Below are 22367 nucleotides of genomic sequence, written 5' to 3'. Positions count from 1 at the left end.
AGGAAGGAATAAGGAGGAGAAGGATACGAAAATGGCAGAGGACAGGGAATCAAGGGAAAATGAGGGCAGTATGTATGGTTACGGATTGGAAGAGATACTTCCGGTGGTGATTTATCTGACAAATAAATATACATCCGGGGAAAGCAGCTCCGTGCCCTATGAAAAGGCGGAAATGCTTATGGAAGCCGTGCTTTACTGCATCCGGGAATGCTTTACATGGAATACTACCGGCGTGCTGCCGGCAGTAAACAGCCTCAGTGCGCGGCAGGCCTATGATAAGGGATATGAATATGTGACGGAAAAGGTAAAAATGGCCAGGGCGCTTTACGATGGCCTGATTACGGATTTCGAAGATTATGGTTGTCTGAATTACCGGAAAACCGTTCTGGAAGGGCTTCCCGCCTTTTTCCTGAAATATGATATCCGCTTCTGCCCGCAGGATCATATCCTGACTCTGGATTATCCGGATATGGCACGCGGGGAGGCACAGTGCGGCGCGGATCGGATTTACAGTTATCTGTCCCATCTTTGTATGGAAAAGAGGTTCCTGGAGCAGTTTGACAGACAGGCGGTATGCAGGGTGTTGGCAGGTGTTCAGCCGGATTACCGGGAACTGTATCTGGACAATATATGCGAAGCAGTGCTGTTCCAGGCGGTAAAATGTGTGATTACGGACAGCCCGGTGTGGAAGCTGGAAACATCCGGGGATGAGAAGGAGCTCCTTGGGATATATTTTGACGGAGATACGCGTGAACAGGCTGCCCGCAAAACGGCAGCACTGATCGAAATGCTGGTGGGAGCAATGGGAAATGCGGTGCCGGACCCTGAATTCAGAAATTATTTTGGACAGATGGGGAAAGCTTTTTCCGCCAGATATCTGCTTCAGGCGGGAAGCAGGGAATAAAGGGATAAAAATACAGAAAGACAAAGGCATGTGCCCAGGCCTTTTTTCATAAAATAGGCGTAAGAGTTTATTGGAAAAAGGATAGAAAATGTATAAAGGCATTGATGTGTCGGAGCGCCAGGGAACCATTGACTGGAAAAAGGTAAAAAAAGCAGGCTGCAGATTTGCAGTGCTCCGCTCCATAAAAAGGGACGGAAAACCGGACAGTCAGTTTTCGGCAAATGCCAAAGGCTGTTATGCAAATGATATTCCTTATTCTGTTTACCGTTATACTTATGCCGTCCTGCCCACGGAGGCGCTGGAGGAAGCGGAACAGGTAATCCGGCTCCTCCGGTCCAGGGGAAAACGCTCCTGCAGGATATGGTGGGATGTTGAGGATAAGTCCCTGGAGCCTCTGGGAAGGGATGTGCTGACAGGGCTGATAAAAACGGCGGAAAATACCATCACAGGCGCAGGGTATGAATTCGGCATTTATACAGGGCAGTTTTTCTACGATGGAGGCTTTTTTGATGCCGGGGCTTTTGACTGTCCCATGTGGGTCGCCCGTTATCCCGTGAGCAGAAGCTTTGTCTTTGATGAAAATCCGCCTTCGGATAAATACCGGCCGGAAATAAAGCAGCCGTTGTTTGCGTGGCAGTATACCAGCAAAGGCAGAATAGACGGGATAGACAGTCTGGTGGATTTTGACATTTGTTATCTGCCTTTTGGGTAAACGGAACAGGGATAGGGAAGCTGTAAATGCCCTGAAACGGAGGGAAAGAAATGGCTGACTGGCTCTTGTGTTTTCCCGCTTACCGTGTATGATAGGGGTAAGAGGCCGTGCAACTGTGACGATGCGGTGCAGTAACGGGAAAATAAAGGAAAGGAAGGTTTTTTATGAGAAGGAAAGGTTTTATGAAGCTGGCGGCGGCCGCAGCTGTCGCTGCGGTTTGTTTTTTGCTGCCTCTTAAGGCGGATGCGGCGGAGCTTATTCATTCGGATGAATACGGGGATGTTTATGTAGTGAATTCTGAAGGCAGGGACAGCCTGGTATTTATGGAAGACGCCAGCGGCAAGGTGCTGGAGTTCATGAAAGAAAGCGCGGGAGATCCCTATTTTGTCAGGTATAATGTCATGGATGCTTCGTTGGCAAGGCTGAAAGCAACTGCCAGCGCCATTCAGGTTCTGGATGATAACGGGGAACTGATCGCCAGCAAGGGAGCGGCGGAAATCCAGCAGGAGGTGGCGGCGCATCTGGCTGTGATAAATGCACTGGATGCAATGGATCCCCAGCAGCAGATTATATTGGAAAACCAGCAGCTGGCAAGCCTGGCCGCACTGAAACAGGAGCTGCTGCTGCAAAAGCAGGATTCGCTTGTGAAAATGCAGCAGGCTGCCGCAAACGGTAGTACGGAAGAAGTGATTGCCTGCCAGTTTGCAGCCGCAATGTATGATCAGATGATTACCCTGAGCGCTTCCAAGGAGCAGGCTATCCTTTTGTATCAGCAGCAGTCGATACCGGAGGCGCAGCAGGTTTTGGCATCAATCAAGGAACAGGCAGGAATTATTCAGCGGGAAATATCGGATTTTGCCGTACAGTTCAAGCAGCTTCTGGTACAGGAAATCGTGAACGAGCTGGTAAATCTGCCTTAAGCGGATTAATTTAAACGGACAGATACATGGGAAAAAGGGCCGGCAGCTGTAAAGCTTCTCCCTTTAATTTCCCTGTTGGGCCGTGAACATTTCCTGCATATCATTGATCAGCTTCATATCCTCCGCAGTCAGCTTCAGATTGGAGCTGAAGGTCTTTCCCTCCGCTGTGGTAACGGTCATTTCCAGCAGCGTCCCTTCCATTACGGCTCCTTTGGAAACGGCGTTTAAGAAGGAGGGAAACTTGGGGTGCCTGGCCTTGAACTGCTCCCAGGAGGCCTTTATCTGCAATAATTTCATAGGATTAAACTGGTTCATTTCAAATACTTCCTTTCCCTGATAAATAGAGCCTGGTTCTCAGGCACGTCTATTGTATCATTTTTCCCGCTTTTTGGCGAGTGAAAAAACAGGAGACAGACAGTGCGGAAAATGGTAAAATAAATGTGCGGCAATGATAATCAGGCATTTATGGGAATAAGGAGAAGAACGATGATTTATAAGTGCAGGAACTGCGGCGGAAATGTGGTTTATGATCCGGACAGGAAGGAAATGCATTGTCCTTACTGCGACGGGACGGACACACAGGATAAGCTGCCGGGCGGAGGAATGGAAACCTGCGCCAACTGCGGCGCGCCGATTGAGGCGGGGGATTACCGCAGCGCAGTGAAGTGTGAGTACTGCGGCCACTATACGATTTTTGACGAACGGGTGGAGGGCGTATATGAGCCCCGCCTGATCCTGCCTTTTAAAATAGGGAAAAATACGGCGGTAAAGCGTTTGGAGAATGAGTTTTCCAGACGGATATTTGCGCCGGAATCCTTTCTTGCACAGGCTACAGTGGAAAAGATGGAGGGAAATTATGTCCCTTTCTGGCTGTACGACATGAAGGCGTACTGTCATTATGCGGGGACAGGAACCAGAGTACGCGTGTGGGTCAGCGGAGATACGGAATTTACGGAAACCTCGTATTTCCAGGTGAGCAGGGATATGGATGTGGATTTTGAAAAGCTGCCGGTGGATGCTTCCCTGGCTATGGAAGATAATGTGATGGATCTGATGGAGCCTTACGGCTATGAGGCGCTGGAAAATTTCAGGCCGGAATATATGTCCGGCTTTCTGGGGGAGATTTACAACCAGGACGCAGAGACACTGGAAAAGCGAGCCAGGGATAAGGCGGGCAGGGATGCTTCGGTGATGCTGCACAACACCCTGAACGGATATACAACGCTGATTCCGCAGCAGGAAAATATCAGTTTGAACAGTATACAGTCCAGCTATGCGCTGCTTCCGGTATGGTGGTACCGGTACAGCTTTGAAGGGAAAAACTATGACTGCTTTGTCAACGGACAGACGGGCAAGGTTGTGGGAAAAGCACCTTTGTCGGTCAGGAGAATTTTTGCCTACGGCGGTACTTTTTTCGCCTGCATGTCACTGATTTTGCTGCTTTTGAAGGGAATACTGGAGGGACTGTAGGATGAAAGGGTATCTGAAATATTTCAGGGTGTATTTTATAATTATACTTGTCCTCACTGTGATTTTTGCGGCGCTGAAGCTTACCGGGGCCGGGAAACAGCCGGCAGAGAGGGGCAATACGGAGGCGGTGACGCAGGAACGGGTTTTCGATTATGCGGATAAGCTGACGGATGAAGAAGAGGACAGCCTGCGCAGGCTGATTGCCAAAAGAGAGGCGCAGACAGGCTGCGATATTGTACTGGTGACGCTGAATGAGTCGCTGGAGGAATATGCGAAGGGCTATGAGGAACAGCTGGGATACCTGTATCCTTATCAGTATGTAATGGTGTATGCTGATAATTTTTACGATGAGCATTTGTTCGGCTACAATAAGCCCCAGGGCGACGGCGTGCTGCTTCTGGACAACTGGTACAGGGAAAGCGACGGCAAGGTATATTCCTGGCTGAGCACCTGCGGTAAGGCGCAGGACCGTTTCAGCAGCACAATGATTGATGAACTGCTGGATAAGGCGCTGGAGGATGTGGACAGCAATCCCTATAAAGCCTATAAAAAATATGTGGACCTTTTTTATTATGATATGACCGGGAAAGTGCATATTCCCGTTGCTGCTCTGATTTTTGTGGCTGCGGCCTGCACTGCCGTTTATGTGGGTGTCAACCTGGGAAGAAACAAGGGGCAGAAAACGACCGGGGTGGTGACCTATGTATCGGGCGGGCATCCACAGATGCGCAATCAAAGTGACCTGTTCCTTCATAAGACGGTGACAAGACGTCATATAGAGAGAAATACCGGCGGTTCCGGGGGCTCCGGCGGAGGAGGCGGCGGAGGCCATGTTTCCAGCGGAGGAGTATCCCATGGAGGCGGCGGGCACAGCAGATAACAGAAACCTGTATTTTGCTTCGCAAACCAAGGAGGAAAATTCCTCTGTTCGTCAGAGGATTTACATTTTGCTCCGCAATACGAGTAGGAGGAAGTATGAGAATTCAGTATTTGGGGCATTCATGTTTTAAAATCAGTTCCGGCGGGTATGCGCTGGTGGTGGACCCTTATGAAAATGGTTCCGTGCCGGGGCTGAAAAATCTGGATACCACGGCAAATCTGTGTTTGTTCAGCCATGAACACAGTGATCATCATGGTGAGGGCAGTGTGATTATGGAAGAGAGCTTTCTTCCCTGTCCCTTCCGGATTGAAACCATTGACAGCTGGCATGACGACAGGAACGGGAGCCTGCGCGGCAGGAACCGGATTCATATTTTCCATGTGGAGAAAATGAAGGTGGTTCATCTGGGGGATATGGGGTGCGCCCCTTTGGAGTGGCAGATGGATCTATTGAAAGGGGCGGATCTTGTCATGGCTCCTGCGGGGGGCTATTATACGGCGGAACCCTCCGATGTCTGCGCGGTTGTGAGGAAAATAGGCCCTCGTGTGGTGATCCCCATGCATTATCGGACGGCGAAAAGCGGTTTACCGGTGCTCAGGACCTGTGAGGAGTTTTTATCCTGCTGCGGCCATGTGGTGAGATATGAAACGGATACTCTTACACTGGACAGCGCCACGCCGCCTCATACGGCTGTGCTGAAGCAGTGGGGATATATGTGAACAGAAGCAGATTCCTATGAAAAGGAGAATTATATCGTTGAACATACAGATTTTCGGGAAAACGAAATGCTTTGATACGAAAAAAGCAGAACGTTATTTCAAGGAACGCGGCATTAAATATCAATATATTGATATGAAGGAAAAAGGAATGAGCAAGGGAGAGCTGAACACGGTCTGTCAGGCAGTGGGCGGCCTGGATAAGCTGCTGGATGATAAATGCAGGGATAAGGATGCGCTGGCGCTGATTCGTTATATAGCGGAAGAGGACAGAGCGGAAAAGCTTCTGGAAAATCAGCAGGTCATTAGAACCCCGATTGTACGCAACGGGAAAAAGGCGACGATTGGTTACTGCCCGGATATTTGGAAAGGGTGGGAATAAAGAGTGGAAAAAAAGGCGCCTTATCTTGTGCGGCTCACTGGTATCCTGGTAGAAGAGGGCAGACTCCTGATTATCCGGCAGCACATGCCGGATGGACGGCAATGGTATCTGCCCGGCGGTCAGCTCGAACCGGGAGAAACGATTGAAAAGGGAATTATCAGGGAAATGAGAGAAGAGACAGGGCCGGATACATTTTTAGATTTTCAGGATTAACAGAGTTTTACGGTATATGGAAGCTGTGGGATAAGGTTAAATTCTATAATTGAAAAGCGGTTATTAAAAGGTGCAGTGAAACCATCTTCCGGCTTCACTGCACCTTAATTCAATTTTGTAGTTAATGGAACTATCTTATGAAACTGGTTGGCGGATAGCGACAACATGGTTCTAATTTTGGCGTATATCACTTTAATCAGTCATCGAAGCCATGGATCCAGTCGGCCTTCAGGAAATAAATCAGGAAAATGATGGAACTCAGGGTCCAGGTCAGAGGATAGGCCCAGAAAATAACATTGATTACCGGAATGATTCTTACAACGATGCTGATGTAGGTGATTCTGATGATACACCAGCAGCACATCATAACAAGCATGGGAATCGTTGCCTTTCCTGCACCGCGCAGAATTCCGGCGACGCAGTGTGAAAATGCCAGCAGGAAATAGAAAAGCGTAACAGTACGCGCCTGCGTGGTTCCATAGGCGATTACTTCGGGATCGTTGTTAAATGCAGCTATGAGCACAGGGGCAAAGGCATAAATCAGGACGCCCACCAGCTCGGCCATAGTGATGGAGCAAAGGATACCGAAACGCGCGCCCTTTTTTGCCCTGTCATATTTTTTGGCGCCCAGGTTCTGACTGATAAACGTAGTCATGGACATGGCAAAGCAGGTGATGGGAAGGAAGCCGAACCCTTCTATTTTGGAATAGGCGCCGCAGCCTGCCATGGCCATTTTGCCGAAGCTGTTGATATTGGCCTGCACCACAACATTGGCAATGGAAATGATGGAGTTCTGAAAGCCGGAGGGCAGGCCATTCTGAATAATCTGCTTCAGGAAGAAGAGGTCAAAGCGGATTTTGCGGATATGTACCCTGTAATCTTCAGGGCTCCTGGAAAGGCGGATGATACACAGAATCGCGCTGACAAACTGGGAAATGATGGTTGCCAGAGCCGCGCTGCCGACACCGAAACGAAATACGCCTACGAACAGCAGGTCCAGTAAAATATTGACAACAGAGGAAACAATCAGGTAAACCAGGGGATGTCTGCTGTCCCCCACCGACTGAAGAATACCTACAAAAATATTATACAGGACAAAGGCAAGCGAGCCGCAAAAATAAATACGGAAGTAAGTAATGGAATTGGGCAGAACATCCGACGGCGTGCCCATCCAGATAAGCAGCTGCGGAGTGAGACATACACCGATGAGCGTAAGCAGTACCCCGGCAGCAAGGCCAAAGGCTATCGTAGTATGTATGGCCTTCTGCACCTTTTCTATTTCACGCGCTCCATAATATCTGCCGATAACAACGCCTGCGCCGATGGCGATTCCGTTGAAAAAACCAACCATAAGGAAAATCAGGCTTCCCGAGGAACTGACAGCGGCCAGAGCCTCGCTCCCCAGGAAATTTCCCACAATGAGGGAGTCTGCCGTATTATACAGCTGCTGGAACAGATTGCCCAGAAAAAGAGGAATGGCAAATGCTATGATTTTTTTCCAGATAGATCCTTCTGTCATCAGTGTGGTCTGCTGTGCTGTTTTATTCATTGATGCTCCTGTCTGCGTGTACTATATGCACATTCGCCCCTGTCTGTACGCATAGTTCCGCCCATATATGTAAAAAATCTAGTATATTTCAAAAGGTATCAAAAACCGGCGGCAAAACAACCGCCAATTTTTTATTATATCACAGCCGGTAAAAAAAGGAAGAGTAAATGTTTTATCTCACTGTGGCAGTCAGTGATGGATGAAGAAATTTCCGTATGCTCTGTGGCATACAATATTTTTGATTTGAGGCATACAATATTTCGGAACCGCCTTGAGGAGAATGCACCGATATGGTATGATGAACTAAATATTGGCTTATATTTGTCGGTTAAGACATATTGCCGGAAAAGGCGGATATATGTTATCTCATGATGATTCAAAAATCCAGGATCGCAAACTCATCCTGTGGGCACGGTTCCATCCTGATTTTTCACGCGATGTACTGATACCTGAAATAGAAGCAAACAGTATACAGTATCATGTTGCTCCTCATTTAATTGATAACTTCCGAAAATACCGAAATGCTGAAAACTGCCTGTATTTTATCCATGGCTTCGCTTATGCAGATATTCCCGCAGGACAGGAATACGAGGTAGTTATGCGTATCAACGAGGGGATAATCGATCATAATTCCGTAATAAGCTGTAAGGCCATCGTGTTATGTTTCTTTTCAGAATTTAAAATGCAGCCAATCGCGTATGCCTGGCATGGATATCATGCAGGTTGTCTGATACAGTTTCCCGATGGAATTCCGGATCTCATTCAGGAGATGTATGAGATAACGGAAAAGAAACCTATAAAAATTACTCAGGAAATATGCTTATGCACTTTAGAAACGCTGGAAGTAAACTCAGGTATCCTTGATACTGTCATAGTAGAGGACAAGGGGAAAAGTATAATGAAAATAACAGAGGAATATATCCGGGAACAGATACAGCTGCTTTATTCTAAGGACTCCAATACAGGATACGCCGCATTGAAAGAACTGCAGGATGCCAGCCATGAGGACTGTATGGTTTACACCCATTTAAATGAGTTTTTTGATATGCTGGAAAATAAAAATTCTTTTGTACGTACCAGAGGGCTTGTTCTGATTGCTGAAAATGCAATATGGGACGAAAAAGGTATCATTGACCGCTTTTTTGACAGCTATCTGCAGCACATTACGGATGAAAAACCGATTACCGCAAGACAGTGCATAAAGCTGCTTCCAACAATTGCGAAGCATAAGCCAGAACTAATAAAGAGGATGACAGAAACACTACGTTCAGCGGATCTGTCCTGTTATAAGGAAAGCATGCAGCCGTTAGTGAAAAAGGATATTGAGGAGGCGCTGGCTCAAATACAGGAATGACAGAGGAAACTGCAGGAAAACTTCGATACTATTTTCCAGGAGGCGTGCAGTATCAAAATGGAAGAGCAGAATATGCATGATTAAGGAAAAGAAAACACAAGCGCTGGTAAATAAAATAAGTTATACTTAAATACAACTGTTCAGTCGGCCCACGTATTTACATTCAGGTACAGTATAGGCCGGCAATATACAAGGAGGTAAAATTTCATGAAAATTGCACTGATTAATGAAAACAGCCAGGCGGCAAAGAATGCGCAGGTGGAAGAGGTCCTGAAAAAAGTCGTTGAACCCAAAGGACACGAGGTATTTAATTATGGAATGTACAGCGCAGAGGACGAGCATCAGCTTACCTATGTGCAGAATGGTATTCTTGCAGCGATTCTGCTGAATTCAGGAGCAGCTGATTATGTGGTTACGGGCTGTGGTACAGGAGAAGGCGCCATGCTGGCCTGCAATGCATTCCCCGGCGTGTTGTGCGGACATATCGTAGATCCTTCCGATGCCTATATGTTTGCCCAGATCAATGACGGCAATGCCATTGCGCTTCCTTTTGCAAAGGGCTTCGGCTGGGGCGCGGAACTGAATCTTCAGTATATTTTCGAAAAACTGTTTGAAGGTGAGAGCGGACAGGGCTATCCCAAGGAAAGAGTCGTTCCGGAACAGCGCAATAAGAAGATCCTGGATGAAGTAAAGAAGGTTACACATAACGACCTGTGCACTATCTTGAAAAATCTGGACAGGGAGCTGGTTAAAGGCGCTATTGCAGGAGACAGATTCAGCGAATACTTCTTCGCAAACTGCAAATGTGAGAAAATAGCAGCATGCGTAAAGGAACTGCTGGAAGCATAAGCGGAAAGTAATTTCAGGCGTTTTCCAGGACGGAGGCGGATGCTGCTGCAGGACACAGCTGCAGGGCGACGCACAGCTTTGAAGCATGAAACATATTAACTGGTTCATTCCCGGCGGATGGACCAGTTATTTAGATTAAGGGAGAAGTGGCATGGCAGCTTCTGATATGACAAAAGGCAGTATTATGGGACATCTGGTCCGCTATTCCATTCCCCTGATTCTGGGGAATCTTTTTCAGCTTGCCTACAACGCGGTAGATTCCATGATTGCGGGCCGGTTTATCGGGAAGGAAGCGCTGGCCGCGCTGGGAACGGCAGGACCGGTGATGAATATTATTATTCTGGGGATTTCCGGAATCTGTATGGGAGCCGGCGTGCTGATGAGCGGTTTTTTCGGGGCGGGCAGCCTGGAAGAACTGAAAAAAGAACTGTCCACCACACTGCTGTTTGGCCTGTATTTTACCATTGGGGTGGCGGTGTGCGGGTTGTTTCTGGCCAGACCGCTGCTTGTATTGCTTCAGGTGCCGGAGGGTGTGCTGGATCGTGCATGTATTTATTTGAAAATCATTATACTTGGTTCCCCCTTCACCTATTTTTACAATGCGCTGGCGGCGGCGCTGAAAAGCGTAGGGGATTCCAGGACACCCGTCAGGTTCCTGATTTTTGCCTCTTTGCTTAATGCAGCTTTGGATTTGGTGTTTATCGGCCTGCTGGGATTTGGAATCGTATGCTCGGCGGTGACTACTGTGGTCGCGGAAGGCGTGTCAGCCGCTCTGACCTGGTATCATATCAGAAAAGCCGTCCCTATGCTCAGCCCTGATAAAAAGACATTCCGCATTGACAGACGGCTTCTGAAGACCACGCTCCGTTATGGAAGCGTTACGGCGCTGCAGCAGGCCTGTCAGCCGGTGGGAAAGCTGCTGATTCAGGGAGCTGTCAATCCCCTTGGCGTGGACGTGATTGCCGCATTCCAGGCGGTGAACCGGGTGGATGATTTCGCATTTACGCCGGAGCAGAGCATCTCCCATGGAATCACCACCTTTACGGCGCAGAACCTGGGTTCCAGGCAGGATGAGGAGCGTAAACGGGAACGTGTGGGCGCGGGGCTAAGGACAGGCCTGCTGCTGGAATTTCTGTATTGGATATTTATTTTCCTGCTGGTTTATCTGGGGAGAGTACCCGTCATGAAGGCCTTTGTGACAGGGCAGGGCAGCACAGGCGTTGTGGAGGCGGGGAGCCGGTATTTGGGGACCATGGCTTTCTTTTATCTGCTTCCCGCCTTTACTAATGGACTGCAGGGCTTTTTCCGGGGAAGGGGAAAAATGGGAATTACGCTGGCAGGCACCTTCATCCAGACAAGCCTTCGTGTGGTGGTTACCTATCTGACCGCCCCTGTTCTCGGTATCTACGGCGTGACAATCGCCTGTGCCGTAGGCTGGACGGCGATGCTGCTTTTTGAAGTGCCCTGCCTGTTCTTTTTCCGGGACAGGACGGTTAAGCAGAAAAAGTAATGTAACAATCCGGACAGGTTTGCGCATTCACTGCGCAAAACGTGAGAAAACGTGGTGGCAGCAGGCATCCGCCCCTCGCCGAAGGCGACTTATAATGGGCGGGTGCAGTAATAGTTCGGCCAAAGCCTGAACTGTTACAAAGTAAATGTTGAGAACGAAATAGCTGTTAAGAGGATAAAAAAGGAGAAAAAGATGGCGGTAAAAACGGCGACAGGCGCCTCATTGCTGGCGGCAGATTTGGAAAAAGCACAAAAATATGATATCACAGCGTACGGGGCCGTTTCGGGCGGAGATCCGGTAAAGAATACGGAGGCGGTCAACCAGGCCTTTGCGCAGGCGGCCCAAAATGGCGGCGGCACGGTCAGCGTGCCCGCAGGCGATTATAAGGTATATACGATAAGGCTTCGCAGCGGGGTGAACCTGTGCCTGGAAAAGGGATGCGTATTACGGGCGGCCAAAACCGATATCCGGCATTCCTATGAGAAGCAGGAAGGGGAAGGCGGGAATTATGATAAGCCGGAGGTAAACCTGTACGCCGGGATACAGGATCACGGACATACTTATTATGCCAACAGCATGATTTACGGGGCGGATATTTCAGACGTAATGATTTATGGAGAGGGCCTGATTGACGGCAGCTGTTTTGAAGACGGCTTCCGTAGCTATGTGCTGCTGGGCGGCGATCCCAAAATGCCAAAGCTGCGCAATGAACCGGGAGTCGGCAGTGACGGGGAATGGTTCGGCAATAAAGCGATTTCCCTGCTTCGCTGTAAAAATGTGGTGCTGAAGGGCTTCAAGCTTGTCATAGGCGGCCATTTTGCCATCATTGCGCAGGGGGTGGAAAATATGTTGGTGGAGGATGTCCTGGTGGATACGACCAGAGACGCGCTGGATGTGGACTGCTGCCAAAATGTGACCATCAGAAACAGCACCTTTAATTCTCTTACCGACGATGCGCTGGTCATGAAAGCGTCCTACGGCGCAGGGAAATTCATGCCGCTGAAAAATGTCCTTATTGAGGATTGCCGTGTGAGCGGCTACGATGCGGGGAGCGTCGCCGCCGGCGTATACACCAGGGAAAAGCTGGTGGCTGCCGACAGAGGCGGCCCTACGGGAAGGGTGAAGCTGGGTACGGAATCCACCTGCGGCTATGAACAGGTGACGGTGAGAAGGGTCCGCTTTGAGCGGTCCCGCGGCTTCGCACTGGAAGCGGTGGACGGCTCTGACCTGACGGATATTCTTTTTACAGACTGTGAGATGGAAAATATAAGCAGTTCCCCTATTTTTATCAGGGCAGGAGAAAGAGGCCGTTTTCCGGTGACGGGAAACAGCCAGGAGGAAACGGTTGAAGCAGGGGAAGGAAATGTGCGTCTGGATAACCGGAACTGGGTGCTTCCCGCCAGGGAGGAATATACCTGTTATCCGGCAAAAAGGTATACCCCTTCTTACAGAAAAGACCGCATCGTCAGCATTGACGGCCATTCCGCTTTTACCGTTGTCAGCCAGGAGGAACCGGCGTATGTGAATCCCGCGAATGTTGTGGAAGAGGATGGCGTTTATTATGGGAAAAAATATGATGACCACGCCGGATACTGTATTGACCGGGACAGAAAGGTGGAGGCCTGGGAGCTTCCCTGCTTCGCCAATGCCAGCGGAAGCAGCCATATGGCCAGAGTGGCAGATATAGAAATCAGCAATGTGAAAATCACCAATGCGGATCCCCGTTATCCCATATTGATTATGGGGCTGGCGGACAGTCCGGTACAGCGCGTTTCCATGAAAAATATCACTGTGGAATTCCGGGGCGGTCTGTCCATGGAGCACGCTGTGGAGCAGAGGCAGTTGAATACCAACTGGGAATACACACAGTTCGGGACCCGGCCCAGCGTACAGAGCCTTCCCTGGCTGGTGAATACATTTTTCCTGAAGGAGGAAGGGCTGCTGCCCCGCGTGGACTGGGATAAGGAAGCCGGCGGCTGGAAGGAGGATCCTTATAATGTGCCGGAACTGCCGCAGGTATATCCGGAGCCTGAAAACTGGGGAATCCTGCCCGCCTATGGCCTCTACGCCCGCCATGTGGAGGGATTGTCCCTGGAGCAGGTTTCCTTTGCCTGGAAGGTGGAGGACGGCCGCCATGCGGTGGTTCTTGATGATGCCTGCGGTGTGCGGCTGATGGAGGTGTCAGCCATGGTAAAAGAAGGCGTGGAGCAGTTAGCCTTGGTGGAAAGCAATTACCGGCGAGCTACTAACAGAGAATATATCCTGCACCAGCCCTATGTCAAAACCGGCGTGGAGGATGTCACTTTCCCGAAGAACTGGAGGGTAAAGCAGGTAGTAATCGACGCGCCCGCTCCCGGCACGCCGCAGGATGAGGGCTACGGCTTTCCCACGCTGCCCTGTCCGGAAAACGGCTATACCTATACAAAAGCCACAGAGGATTATCCACTTCCCCTTACCGTATACCGTCCCTTTTTTGCCATGCCCGTATCAGTTTGTGGCAGAGCGGAAGAGGAGCTGACACTTCCTGTGGTGATGCGCCATCCGGCGGCGGAGGCTTCACAAAAGGAGCTGAACGGACGGATTTATAACGAAGCTGTGGAAGTGAAGGATTATGCGGTTGACGGAGCCAAAGCACAGACGCTGGTTACAGCAGAGGAACTGCCGGAGGGCGCCGTATATCTGGAGGAAGAAAAGGAAATCCGCTGGACGCCCCGCGCAGATCAAAAGGGTGAATTCCTGATCAGGCTGCGGGCGGATGACGGTGTCCTCCCGGAATATGGAACGATTAAGGTATTCATAGAGTAAGTGGGGAAAAAATATGCTTCGGATTGCCATTTGCGATGATGAGGAGTACTACAGGAATAAAATACATACGCTTCTGGATTCCTGGTTTGCCGGCCGGGGTATGGAATATGCGGTGAGCCTTTTTTCATCAGGAGCCGATTTCCTTTCGGAGAAAGAAAATGCGGTCGGTTATGATGTGGTTTTCATGGATATCAACATGGAGGAAATGGACGGAATTGATACGGCAAAGCGTATCAGGCAGTTTCATTCCGATACCTGTATTGTATTTGTTACGGCATTCATCAGCTATGCGCTGGAGGGATATAAGGTGAATGCGGTGCGCTACCTCATGAAGGACACACTGGAGGCGGCCCTGCCGGAATGCATGGATGCCATACTGAAAAAAATGCAGGTCCGGCAGGTGACTTTCCCCTTCGTGGAAGGGGAAAGGACGTTGTATACGGATAATATCCTTTATGTGGAAAGCAGAAAACATAAATCGTTTTTTTCTTATCTGGATAATGAGATCGTGAACTATCAGATCTATGACAAGCTGGATCATATCGAACAGCAGCTTGCAGCATATGGTTTCCTGCGCATCCATAAAAGCTTCCTGGTAAATATGAAGCATATCCGGAAAATAAGCAATTATGCCGTACTGATGGACTGGGGGGAAACACTTCCCGTGCCGCGCCTTAGATTCCAGGCTGTCAGGGAAGCCTTTGTGGCATATAAAGGAGCGATGTGATGGGACAGGTGATACGATGCATTATTTTGTCGCTCATGGTGGGCATCTGCGTAAAAATTTACTTTGAGACGCTGCTGGCGCGTCGGAAATGGAGGCATAAATGGGTGGAATACACGCTGCTTCCGGTACTGACAGCCGGTTTTATTCTGATTGCTTTCACCGAAATCCCTCCCTATTTCCTGCAGCCCCTCCGCCTGATACTTCTGCTTTTTGTAACGGCACAGATTTATTTTCAGGTAAAGCCGCTGCAGAATTTTATATTGTCTGTACTGTTTTGCGGCGTGATATGGATCGTGGAGCTGGTCACCGTTTCACTGCTCTATATGCTGCCCTGGCAGGATTACCTGCTGCCCGGGCTTCAGGAGGAGACGGCATATTGCATCCTGCTGTGTCTTGTATTGCTGCTGCATCGGAGGCTGAAGGGCCGCGCGTACGTTTTGGAGAATACGAAGTGGCTGCGGTTCGGGTATTTTCCTATAATCAGCATGGCTGCGATTACGGCGGTGGGCATGATTTCCTGGAATGGGGATGAGTCGCAGAACCGGATTTTTCTTATAGTGACGGCGGGCTTCGGAATCATGAACCTGCTCGCCTTTTATTTTATATGGGAAATCCTGGTGAAGGAGGCCAAGCTGCGCAGGTTTGTCATCATGCAGGAAAAAACACGAAACCAGATGGAATTGTACCGGACAATGCAAAGCAGCTTTGAACAGCAGAAACGCTTCCTGCATGATTATAAAAATCAGCTGGGCTGTGTCCAGGGTCTGCTGGCGGACGGAAAAACGGAAGAGGCCGGTTCCTATATTGCAGGGCTTGTCGGAAGCCTTCAAAAAAGCGGGGATTACGTCAATACGAACCATCCCGCAGTCAACGTGGTGCTGAACCGCAAGTATGCGGATGCGCTGGAAAAAAAGATTACAATTACCATGTCGGTCAATGATTTATCAGGGCTTACCATGAAGGAAGAGGAGATAGTCACGCTGCTTGTCAATCTGCTGGACAATGCCATGGAAGCATGTGAAAAGCTGGACACAGGCAGGATTATCCGGCTGAAAATGATTCTGGAGGACGGTGAACTCACCCTTTCCGTAAAAAATCCTTTTGCAGGGACGTTAAAAAGAAAGGGAAATATCTTCCTCACCACAAAGGAGGAGAGTGCCGGCCACGGAATCGGCCTGCTGAATGTAAATGAAGTGATCCGGAAATGCGGGGGAACCTGTGTGGTAAAAGAAGAAGATGGCTGGTTTTGCTTTTACGCAGTGATACCGGCGGCAGAATAAGGCGCTTCAGGGCGCCTTTTTTTGTTGTCCGGCCGTCTTTTCGTGCAGGATGCGTTGTACGCCGCCCAGGAAGCGAATACAATAAGGGTGACAAAAAACTGCAGAAAAGGGGTAAATCGCTATGAAAAAGAAAACAGGAAAAAGAACGCGTATCAGATGGACAGTCCTGTTGCTTTTAAGTATTTGCCTGACGCTGGGCGCATGTTCGGCAAAAAAGGCGGATACAGAGACATCCCCCCAGGATACCGCAAAATATGCCATGGAAGCATTAAAACAGCTGGATCTGGAAACCTGGAACCGATACACGGATAATTATGTGAGTACGGAAAAAAACTGGCTTGGCATTCCTGTCAGCAGGGAATACCGGGTTTTTAACGAACTGCTTCAGCCCGGTCTGTGGAAGGGAAAAAGATACCAGTCCAACTACCGTTTTGCCCAGGGGCTTGTTAAGCATCTGACATGGAAAATTGAAGCTGTCAGGGAAAATGGCGAGTCTGCGGAAATTGACATGGTCATCAGCAACAGGGATATGAAGGATGTAACGGGCAATTACCTGATATATGTAATGGAGGAAATGCTGGATGGCGGCGGCACCGGGATAAAGGCCATGCTGAAAAATCTGGCCGATCTTGACTATGATAAGGAACGCATGCTTTCCTTCCTGGAGGAGGCGGACGGCGTAATCAGCGTCAGGGTTACGGTTACGGCTGTTAAGAAAAACGGAAAGTGGAGGCTGCATCTGAGTGAATCGTTTATCAATGCTTTTTTCGGTAACTTCATGGCAGATCAATTTTCGCCGGAGGTGGAGAAGAGGCTGGAGGAACTGGAAGGTGAGTATGAGAGGAAAATAGAACAGTGGGGAGATGAATTCGGGGATAACGTAGAAAAATGGGCGGAGCGGATGTTTGAATGAAATACGCGGGCCGCGCTGCTGAGCGTACAGACAGGATGCCGCTTTGCAGCACGGCCGGGATGCGTGGGAAAAGTGGCTTTGTAAAAATACAATCATATTTTCAGACTTATGGTTAAGACTGCTTGCCGGCGGTTGTATTTTTATAATCGGTCCCCCAGGCCACCATGGAATCCAGGATAGGCTTCAGGCTGCGTCCGGTTTCCGTCAGCGTATATTCCACCCTGGGCGGAACCTCCGGGTAGACCTTCCTTGTGAGAAGCCCATCCTGTTCCATGGCGCGCAGATGGCTGGTCAGGACCTTCTGCGTGATTCCCGTAACAGAACGCATCAGCTCGTTAAAACGCTTGGTGCCCGACATCAGGTCGCGGATGATGAGTACCTTCCATTTATCGCCAATGAGCTGAAGCGTCATTTCCACGGGGCAATCGGGTATTTTTCTGTGTGCTTCCATAAAGAGCGCCTCCTTTTGATTATTTGCAGGTAACTGTTCAGTATCTTTACAGTTACATTTACAGTATCCTTTTGTCTGTACAGCTGGTTTTATGTATTTAAAACAATTATATATTAGGAGAAAAAAAGATACAATATTGTTTTGGAATAATCCGGTTGACATACCTAGATTATCTATGTATAATTCAAGCATAGATAATCTAGGTATTATTTTTACTGAAAAATGCTTTGAGGAGGACAGGCGGATGGACAAAAAAATGATGGCTGTAGGAACTTCCATGCTGCTGCTGAAGCTTCTGGAAAAAGAGGATATGTATGGATATCAGATGATAAAAGAGCTGGAGGAACGCAGCGAAAGCGTCTTTTCCCTGAAGGAGGGGACACTGTACCCGCTTCTACATACGCTGGAGCTGCAGGGTGATATCGAAAGCTTTGAACAGCCGGCTCCAACCGGAAGGATCAGGCGCTATTACCGCATTACCCCCGACGGAAGGAAAACGCTGACGGAGAAAAAGGAAGAATGGAAAACCTATGAAAAGGCGGTTAACCTTGTGCTGGGAGGTGTGAGCCATGCGTAAAAATGAGGAAAAAGGCAGAAATACAGGCACAGACACAGCCGAACGCAATGCAGTGGAGCTGTTTCTGGAGGATGTGGAAGCGCAGATTCAGTATAAACCGGCCGCCAGACGGATTAGCAAGGAGTTGTATGGTCATCTGGAGGATAAGACCGAGGAATATAAATCGGAAGGACTGGCGGAAGAGGAGGCCATGTCCTGTGCTGTCAGAGACATGGGGGATGCTGCGGCACTGGGAGTCATGATGAATGATACACACCGTGTAAAGCTGCCGTGGGTATTTATTCTTTCGGTAGTGATGGCGGTTTTATTAGGAATTGCTGGAAACATTGCGGAATATGGAAGCGGTGATTTCTCATTTGAGGAGAAGCTTTTCTGGATAGCCGGGAACAGCATTTATTTCCCTCTGGGGCTTTTGGTGTTTGCGGCGGTACTTTGGAAAGGCTATCCATGGATTGTGCGATACAGCAACAAAGTTCTGGCGGCGGCAATTTTGCTACTGTCCCTGATGATTGTGATATCAGAGCTTAATTACAGCGCGCTGGAAAGGTGGCTGGGGCGTATTGGATTTATGGCCACATACATGCTTTCTCTGCCGGTGATTATATTGACGGTACCAATAATGATGGTGCTGGCTTATAAATTAAGAAGCTATAAAACGGCAGGGATTATAGCTATTATGTGCCTTTTCGGGATACAATTCCTTTCTTATTCAAAATCGACGGGGACGGTTAACTTTTCATACCGTTTAGTTGCTTTTGCGGCATTCCTGATTTCCATGATCTTTATGGGTATAAAAAAATATTTCCGTAGTTCTCCCCAAAAAGCAATACCGGCAATAATTATCCCCGGCATGCTGATCGCCGGTTTATGGGGAATGGAAAACAAAGAAATGCTGAGTGATTTTTCACTGCAGTGCTTTCAGCCGGAGCTTCATGCGAAAAACGCCTGGGATGACTCCTATAACAGTATCCTGATAAAAAATCTGCTACCCCAGGCAAAGCTTTTTGGAGGGCTTATGCTGCCGGAGGAAACTTTGAAGGATTATTATATGGCGGATTGGTATTTTGATGGCAAAGAGGACACAGAAATACCTAATAGAATTTACCGCGAAGAACATTGGAAATACGCTTCAAAGGAATTGACTGATATACTGCCGCAGCATTATCATAACAATTACCGTATTGCTTACTGGATCCTGCAATATGGCTGGGGACCGGGAATCTTTTTACTATTGTGTGTGGCAGTCGTGTATGCGCTGATGCTGAAGCTTATTTTAAAAATACATAATCCAATGGGTAAGGCTATATCAACTGCCTGCTTTATCTGCCTGGCAGGTCAGACAGTTCTGTATACTGCAGGAAATTTCGGATTCCAGTTTGGATGGTTTACCGCATTTCCTTTTATTTCAGAAGGTAATGTGAGTATTGTTATGAACATGATGCTTGCCGGACTGATCGCATCCTCATACAGCTACGATCACGCAATATCAGAAGAAGAGGAGCTGAAGATTTTCCGCCCTCTCAGAAAAAAGGTAACGGCCGCAGACTGACGCTCATATGATAAAAGAAAAGCGGCTGACGACAGAATGGATTTTAAGAAAAGCGAAACATATAAAAATTTGCAGCAGGCATATGACGGAGAACGGATAGCAAGCACAAAGTACCGGCTTTATGCAGAGATCTCCAGAAAGGACGGTTATCAACAGATAGGGGATATCTTTGACGAAGCAGCCGGAAATGAACAGGCGCATGCGGAAATCTGGCTGCGTATGCTCAATGAAGATACCTTCCCCATGCTTGAGGAAATGCTGCAGGATGCCGGGAATGGTGAGCAATATGAATGGAAACAGATGTACCGGGACTTCGCAGGTACGGCGGAACAGGAGGGATTCCATGATATTGCCGAGGTTTTCCGCAGGATAGGAGAGGTGGAGAGACATCATGATTTCCGTTTTACCCAGCTTGCCGAAAATTTCAGGGAGGGATCCATTTTCTGCAAACAGGACAAGGAGGTCTGGATCTGTCTGAACTGCGGATATGTGATTTTTGGAAAATGTGCGCCGGAAAGATGCCCGGCCTGCGGGTATCCTCAGGGGTATTTTGAGTTGAACTGTGAGAATTTCTGAAAAACAATGAACTGAAAAGCAGCACGGGCTGAGTCAGCCTGTGCTGCTTTTTAGTTTGCGCTGTATAATATTTTACATTTAAACATTTGAACAGGAAAAAAATCCTTAGTTTTTAATAACAACTATTTCTTACAATTTCAGGTATAGTTTTTACATTATAAAAAAAAGAATATCATAAATGCTATTATAAAAAAGTGTGGCTTGGGAAATATGAGCTATAAAAAAATAAGATTGAGGTCTTTGAAATGTATAATTTTTTCTTAAAATATCTGGAAAATAATGAACCACAAAAGGTGATATCACAAAGGGGGATTAAATTTAGAAAATGCATTAATCCCATAATAAGAAAACTGGCGCCATTATCAGGTCATTATAACCTGCAGATTGTAAGAAAATCAAAGATTCCAAAAGATGTTCCAATTATTTTTGCCCCTACTCATGGCTTTAAAGACGATATGTTGTACACATTAGTTACAATGGATACACATGCCTATATCCTTTTTGGAAGCTTGCCACAATTTTTCCATTCATTTGATGGTATAACTGCCTGGCTGAACGGAGCCATTCTTGTAGATAGATCAGATCGGTTAAGCAGGAGGGCTTCTATTGAAAAAATGATATATGCTGTTAACCAGGGCGCAAACTTGGTGATTTTCCCTGAAGGTGTCTGGAATAAATCAGAAAATCTTCCTATTCTTAAGCTTTATTCCGGAATATATAAAGTAGCGAAACAAACAGGCGCTTTCGTAGTGCCTGTGGCAACACATATAGAGGGGGACACCTGCTATTCAATTCTTGATGAAGCTTTTGAACTGTCAAAGTATGAGGAAAAGGAAGGTATGCAAATACTGAGAGATAAAATGGCAACTATAAAATGGGAATTAATGGAGAAGTATTCATTCTTTAAAAGATCTGATTTGGAAGAACAAGGATCATTGCAAAAACAATGGGATATATATGTCCGAACACTAATTTCACAGGTGAAATACTATGATTATGCGGTTGAAGACAACGCAGAATATCAGGATAAGAATGAAAGCTCTTTTGAAGAAATTTTTGATTTTATGAACCACATTAACATAAAAAAAGAAAATGCTTTTTTACTAAATAGGCGATAATTAATTTCTGCTTTACAGGAAAAGGAGTAATATGGTTAAAAATATTCCATCGAAAGAAAAACCGTGGCTAAAAAACTATAGTAAAGATGCAGTAGTATTGATAAGCTGCCGCTTACTCCAGTTGGTAAAGTGGATTATAAAGAGTTGGAACGTTCTTTAATAAATGAAAAGAATTAAAATGGCAAGGAAAAATTCATACATATGAGAAATTTAAATTTTCATAAAATAATTCATCCGGCGTTAATAGCTGACATGAAAAAAAATAGAATATACCAATTAAAGATACTGTCACCAATGCCGCATTATAAAGGAAATGTAATCTTTGCAGTAAATCATTCCTGTCGGCACGATATGCCTATTGTAAGCGAAATAATTAGAAGACATACATATGTTTTGGTTGGAAAACAGCGTTTGGATTTTGTTGACAGAATTTTCTTTATGTTGAATGGCGTCATTTGGGTTGACAGAAAATGTAAAACGGACAGGAAAAAAGCATATCAGAAATGCCTGCAGCTGCTTTTGAAAAATGAAACTCTGTGCATTTATCCGGAAGGGAGCTGGAACCTTACAGATTCAATACCAATACTACCATTATATGCAGGAATAATTAAACTGGCAGCCGAAGGGAAGGCACCTGTAATTCCATTGATTTTGGAATATAAGGAGAAGACATGTTATATCAGATTCGGTGAATTGTTTAAAGTAGGAGAAGATGATGATATCTATGCTAAAGTGCTGGAATTACGAGATATTATGGCTACTTTGAAATGGGAAATCTGGAATGAGTTTCCAGTAGTTAAAAGAAATTATATGTTGTCGGCGAACTGGGAGCAGGAAGTGAAGAGAAGAATTGCAGAATATCCTAAACTGGATTATGAATATGAAAAAAGCTGCATAAGGAGAGAAAGATAA

The 22367-nt window shown here is 47.3% G+C and carries 23 protein-coding genes; 20 read left to right on the top strand and 3 right to left on the bottom strand.

The window, feature by feature from the left end:
- Positions 1-31: 31 nt before the first annotated feature.
- The 3 genes from DXC51_RS04525 (at position 32) to DXC51_RS04515 (ending at position 2536) form a co-directional block, all read left to right on the top strand.
- Positions 32-904 carry a DUF6179 domain-containing protein gene (locus tag DXC51_RS04525; RefSeq protein ID WP_147332334.1) on the top strand — a complete coding sequence of 291 codons (873 nt, stop codon included), beginning with the start codon at positions 32-34 and terminating at the stop codon, positions 902-904.
- Between the two features lie 88 nt (positions 905-992).
- Positions 993-1616, top strand: coding sequence for a GH25 family lysozyme (locus tag DXC51_RS04520; RefSeq protein ID WP_117543896.1), 624 nt, complete (start codon positions 993-995; stop codon positions 1614-1616).
- 164 nt (positions 1617-1780) lie between these two features.
- A complete protein-coding gene (locus tag DXC51_RS04515) occupies positions 1781-2536 on the top strand; it encodes a hypothetical protein (protein WP_021636043.1) in 756 nt (251 codons plus the stop codon).
- A gap of 63 nt (positions 2537-2599) precedes the next feature.
- On the opposite strand, the gene DXC51_RS04510 is transcribed toward DXC51_RS04515, so the two are convergent.
- On the bottom strand, positions 2600-2851 hold the full coding sequence (locus DXC51_RS04510) for a hypothetical protein (protein WP_025489633.1): 252 nt from the start codon (positions 2849-2851) through the stop codon (positions 2600-2602).
- Positions 2852-3022: 171 nt separating this feature from the next.
- Here DXC51_RS04510 and DXC51_RS04505 point away from each other — a divergent pair, with 171 nt between their 5' ends.
- The 5 genes from DXC51_RS04505 (at position 3023) to DXC51_RS04485 (ending at position 6197) form a co-directional block, all read left to right on the top strand.
- Complete coding sequence (locus DXC51_RS04505; protein WP_025489634.1) at positions 3023-4006, top strand: TFIIB-type zinc ribbon-containing protein; 984 nt, start codon at positions 3023-3025, stop codon at positions 4004-4006.
- 1 nt (position 4007) lies between these two features.
- On the top strand, positions 4008-4886 hold the full coding sequence (locus DXC51_RS04500; RefSeq protein WP_117543894.1) for a TPM domain-containing protein: 879 nt from the start codon (positions 4008-4010) through the stop codon (positions 4884-4886).
- Between the two features lie 95 nt (positions 4887-4981).
- Positions 4982-5605 carry an MBL fold metallo-hydrolase gene (locus tag DXC51_RS04495; RefSeq protein ID WP_117543892.1) on the top strand — a complete coding sequence of 208 codons (624 nt, stop codon included), beginning with the start codon at positions 4982-4984 and terminating at the stop codon, positions 5603-5605.
- A 37-nt stretch (positions 5606-5642) separates the two neighbouring features.
- The gene (locus DXC51_RS04490) at positions 5643-5984 is read left to right on the top strand and encodes an arsenate reductase family protein (RefSeq protein WP_025489637.1); all 342 of its coding nucleotides are present in this window, start codon (positions 5643-5645) and stop codon (positions 5982-5984) included.
- A 3-nt stretch (positions 5985-5987) separates the two neighbouring features.
- Positions 5988-6197, top strand: a complete 210-nt coding sequence (locus tag DXC51_RS04485; RefSeq protein ID WP_117543890.1) for an NUDIX hydrolase — start codon at positions 5988-5990, stop codon at positions 6195-6197.
- 196 nt (positions 6198-6393) lie between these two features.
- On the opposite strand, the gene DXC51_RS04480 is transcribed toward DXC51_RS04485, so the two are convergent.
- Positions 6394-7746, bottom strand: coding sequence for an MATE family efflux transporter (locus DXC51_RS04480; protein WP_117543888.1), 1353 nt, complete (start codon positions 7744-7746; stop codon positions 6394-6396).
- A gap of 358 nt (positions 7747-8104) precedes the next feature.
- Between DXC51_RS04480 and DXC51_RS30365 the strand changes: the two genes are divergently transcribed.
- The 7 genes from DXC51_RS30365 (at position 8105) to DXC51_RS04445 (ending at position 17184) form a co-directional block, all read left to right on the top strand.
- Positions 8105-9100 carry a HEAT-like fold family protein gene (locus tag DXC51_RS30365; RefSeq protein WP_330413799.1) on the top strand — a complete coding sequence of 332 codons (996 nt, stop codon included), beginning with the start codon at positions 8105-8107 and terminating at the stop codon, positions 9098-9100.
- Positions 9101-9307: 207 nt separating this feature from the next.
- Entirely contained in the window at positions 9308-9949 is a 642-nt protein-coding gene (locus DXC51_RS04470; protein ID WP_021636028.1) for an RpiB/LacA/LacB family sugar-phosphate isomerase, read from the top strand.
- Between the two features lie 151 nt (positions 9950-10100).
- Positions 10101-11459, top strand: a complete 1359-nt coding sequence (locus DXC51_RS04465; protein WP_117543886.1) for an MATE family efflux transporter — start codon at positions 10101-10103, stop codon at positions 11457-11459.
- 192 nt (positions 11460-11651) lie between these two features.
- Positions 11652-14264, top strand: a complete 2613-nt coding sequence (locus DXC51_RS04460; protein WP_117543884.1) for a glycoside hydrolase family 28 protein — start codon at positions 11652-11654, stop codon at positions 14262-14264.
- Positions 14265-14277: 13 nt separating this feature from the next.
- Positions 14278-14991, top strand: a complete 714-nt coding sequence (locus DXC51_RS04455) for a LytR/AlgR family response regulator transcription factor (RefSeq protein ID WP_102289048.1) — start codon at positions 14278-14280, stop codon at positions 14989-14991.
- A complete protein-coding gene (locus DXC51_RS04450; RefSeq protein WP_117543882.1) occupies positions 14991-16271 on the top strand; it encodes a sensor histidine kinase in 1281 nt (426 codons plus the stop codon). The genes DXC51_RS04455 and DXC51_RS04450 overlap by 1 nt, the downstream gene beginning before the upstream one ends.
- 121 nt (positions 16272-16392) lie before the next feature.
- Positions 16393-17184, top strand: coding sequence for a hypothetical protein (locus DXC51_RS04445; protein ID WP_117543881.1), 792 nt, complete (start codon positions 16393-16395; stop codon positions 17182-17184).
- Between the two features lie 112 nt (positions 17185-17296).
- Here DXC51_RS04445 and DXC51_RS04440 read toward each other — a convergent pair whose 3' ends face one another.
- Positions 17297-17635: a winged helix-turn-helix transcriptional regulator gene (locus DXC51_RS04440; RefSeq protein ID WP_035321677.1), complete on the bottom strand. Its 339-nt coding sequence runs from the start codon at positions 17633-17635 to the stop codon at positions 17297-17299.
- 244 nt (positions 17636-17879) lie between these two features.
- Here DXC51_RS04440 and DXC51_RS04435 point away from each other — a divergent pair, with 244 nt between their 5' ends.
- The 5 genes from DXC51_RS04435 to DXC51_RS04415 all read left to right on the top strand — a co-directional run bounded on the left by DXC51_RS04435 (position 17880) and on the right by DXC51_RS04415 (position 22367).
- Positions 17880-18212 carry a PadR family transcriptional regulator gene (locus DXC51_RS04435; RefSeq protein WP_117543879.1) on the top strand — a complete coding sequence of 111 codons (333 nt, stop codon included), beginning with the start codon at positions 17880-17882 and terminating at the stop codon, positions 18210-18212.
- Positions 18205-19761 (top strand): permease prefix domain 1-containing protein, encoded by a 1557-nt coding sequence (locus tag DXC51_RS04430; RefSeq protein WP_117543877.1) that lies wholly within the window; start codon positions 18205-18207, stop codon positions 19759-19761. Before DXC51_RS04435 ends, DXC51_RS04430 begins: the two co-directional genes overlap by 8 nt.
- A 36-nt stretch (positions 19762-19797) precedes the next feature.
- Positions 19798-20337, top strand: a complete 540-nt coding sequence (locus tag DXC51_RS04425; protein ID WP_117543875.1) for a rubrerythrin family protein — start codon at positions 19798-19800, stop codon at positions 20335-20337.
- A 245-nt stretch (positions 20338-20582) separates the two neighbouring features.
- Positions 20583-21455, top strand: coding sequence for a lysophospholipid acyltransferase family protein (locus DXC51_RS04420; protein ID WP_117543873.1), 873 nt, complete (start codon positions 20583-20585; stop codon positions 21453-21455).
- 201 nt (positions 21456-21656) lie between these two features.
- On the top strand, positions 21657-22367 hold the full coding sequence (locus tag DXC51_RS04415) for a lysophospholipid acyltransferase family protein (protein ID WP_117543871.1): 711 nt from the start codon (positions 21657-21659) through the stop codon (positions 22365-22367).

The sequence above is a fragment of the Eisenbergiella massiliensis genome, from assembly GCF_003435485.1.
This window is presented reverse-complemented; position numbering and strand designations above follow the sequence as displayed.